Here is a 606-nt window from a genome sequence, read left to right on the forward strand (position 1 = left end):
CGGCGAGTTCATCCTCACCGCCACCGGCATCGAGGGCAGCCTGGTGTATGCGCTGTCCGCCGAAATTCGCGGCGTAATCGAGCGGGAGGGCTCCGCGACAGTCCATCTGGACTTGCTGCCCGACCGCACGCTGGAACAGATCGCCATCGCGCTGGCCAAGCCGCGCGGCGCGCAGTCGATGGCCAAGCACCTGCATCGCCAGTTGAAGCTCGACGGCGTGAAGGCCGCGCTCTTGCGCGAGCTGACCGAGGCCGCCACCTTCCAGGCGCCGCAGCAACTGGCGCAAGCGATCAAGGCCCTGCCGATCCGCCTGCTGCGCACCCGCCCGCTGGACGAGGCGATCAGCAGCGCCGGCGGCGTGCCGTTCGCCGAGCTGGATGAGCGGCTGATGTTCAGGAAACTGCCCGGCGTGTTCTGCGCCGGGGAGATGCTCGATTGGGAAGCGCCGACCGGCGGCTACCTGCTTACCGCCTGCTTCGCCACCGGCCGCGCGGCGGCACGCGGGGTGATTGAGTGGCTGGGCCAGTGCGCCCCGGCGGCGGCCAGATAAGGCGCTGACCGCCCTTGTATCTCGACTACCGACCTTTTTGAGGCGATAGTCCCCGA

1 protein-coding gene is annotated in these 606 nt (G+C 69.0%); it reads left to right on the plus strand.

Annotation, left to right across the window (positions count from 1 at the left end; translation table 11 throughout):
* Positions 1-550 (plus strand): TIGR03862 family flavoprotein (locus AS93_RS0118390; protein WP_027591929.1); only part of this gene is annotated, 550 nt, incomplete at its 5' end.
* Positions 551-606: the final 56 nt, after the last annotated feature.

Source organism: Pseudomonas sp. RL, assembly GCF_000647775.1.
GTDB classification, from domain to species: domain Bacteria; phylum Pseudomonadota; class Gammaproteobacteria; order Pseudomonadales; family Pseudomonadaceae; genus Serpens; species Serpens flexibilis.